At 70.8% G+C, this 2045-nt stretch carries 1 pseudogene; it reads right to left on the bottom strand.

Features of this window, described 5'->3' with window-relative positions:
• Positions 1-2045 (bottom strand): annotated as a pseudogene (locus IEY86_RS35795) (acyltransferase domain-containing protein); the annotation flags it as partial.

The raw sequence follows: 2045 nt of genomic DNA on the forward strand, positions 1-2045 counted from the left end.
ACCTCCTCCCCACGCCGCCACACCGCCCGCAGCCCCTGGAACACCGGACCGTACGAGAAACCCAACTCCGCAAACCGGTCGTAGAAGTCGGCCACGTCCACGGCCTCCGCACCCCGCGGCGGCCATACGGCGAAGTCGGCGAAGGACTTCGGCGGCGCGGTGCTCTCGGCCGACAGCAAGCCGCTCGCGTGGAGCGTCCACGGCTGATCGCCCAGGGCGTCCTCGGAACGGGAGTACACCTCCACCGTCCGGCCGCCCGCCTCGTCCGGGGCACCCACCACCAGCTGGACCCGCACTCCGCCGTGCTCGGGCAGCACCAGCGGCGCGGCGATCGTCAGCTCCTCCACCCGACCGCAGCCCACCTGGTCCCCGGCCCGCACCGCCAGCTCCACAAAGCCCGTCCCCGGAAAGAGCACCGCCCCGGCAACCATGTGATCCCNCAACGAGGCCAAGTCCGTTCGCGTCACCGGAGGCAGGGGCAGGAGTCGGCCAGTAGTGCCGTCGTTGGAAGGCGTAGGTCGGCAGCTCGATCCGGCGTGCCGCCGTACCGGTGAACAGTGCCGGCCAGTCCACATCGCCGCCGTCGGTGAACACAGCCGCAACCGCGGACAGCACCGCGTCCGCCTCGGGGCGGTCCTTGCGCAGGACCGGGGCGAAGAGGTGCCCCTCGCCCTCGACGCACCCCTGGGCCATCGCCGTCAGGGTGCCGTCGGGGCCCAGTTCCACAAACCGGCCGACCCCCTGATTCTCCAAGCACCTGATGCCGTCCGCGAAGCGCACCGCCTCACGGACGTGCCGCACCCAGTAGTCTGCGGAAGTGAGCTCGTCGTGCGTCGCCACCTCACCGGTGACATTCGAGACGACAGCCAGCCGCGGCTCCTGATAGGCCACGCTCTCCGCCACCTGGCGGAACTCCTCGAGCATCGGCTCCATCAACGGCGAATGGAACGCATGGCTCACCCGGAGCCGGGATGTCTTGCGCCCCAGCCCACGGAAGTGCTCCGTGATCCCGGCGACAGCATCCGCGTCGCCGGACACGACCACCGAGGCCGGCCCGTTGACCGCTGCGATGCTCGCCTCGCCCTCGCGGCCGTCGCAGAGGGGCAGCACTTCGGCTTCGGATGCCTGGAGCGCGACCATCGCTCCGCCCGTCGGCAGCGCCTGCATCAACCGGCCGCGCGCCACGACCAGACGGCAGGCGTCCTCCAGCGACCAGACGCCCGCCACATGGGCCGCCACCAGCTCACCGACCGAATGCCCCAGCAGGAAGTCAGCGCGGATGCCCCATGACTCCACCAGCCGGAACAGCGCCACCTCGCAGGCGAACAACGCGGGCTGCGCGAACTCCGTGGCGTTCAGCGGCTCCGGGTCGTCACCGAAGACCATCTCCCGCAAGGGCACCGGGAGGTTCCCGTCCACCGCGTCGAACGCCTTCGCGAAGACCGGGAATGCCTCATACAGCTCCCGGCCCATGCCCAGCCGCTGCGATCCCTGCCCCGTGAACAGGAAGGCTGTCTTCTTTCCACCACCCGCCGTACCCGTGACCAGGTTGGCGGCCTGCTCGCCCTCGGCCAGGGCGCGCAGCCCCCGCACGAGATCCTGCCGCTCCGAGGCCAGCACCACGGCACGGTGTTCGAGTGCCGAGCGCGTCACCGCCGACGACAGACCCGCATCGCTCAGACAGACCCCGGGGTCGTCGTCCAGGAACGAGGCCAGCCGCTCCGCCTGCCCCCGCAGCCCCGCAATACCAGCGGCGGAAACAACCACCGGCACCACACGGTGCCCCGGAGCATCGCCCTCGACAGGCTCGCCCTCCTCGACGGCCTCCACCGGGGCCTGCTCGATGATCACATGCGCATTGGTGCCGCCGATCCCGAACGAGGACACCCCGGCCCGACGTGGCCGGTCCTGCGACGAGGGCCACTCCACCGGCTCCGTCAGCAGCTCGACGGCGCCCTGCGTCCAGTCCACATGGGACGACGGCTCGTCCGCGTGCAGCGTCCGGGGAAGCACACCGTGCCGCATCGCCATGACCATCTTGATCA

Source organism: Wenjunlia tyrosinilytica, from assembly GCF_014646055.1.
Taxonomy (GTDB): Bacteria; Actinomycetota; Actinomycetes; order Streptomycetales; family Streptomycetaceae; genus Wenjunlia; species Wenjunlia tyrosinilytica.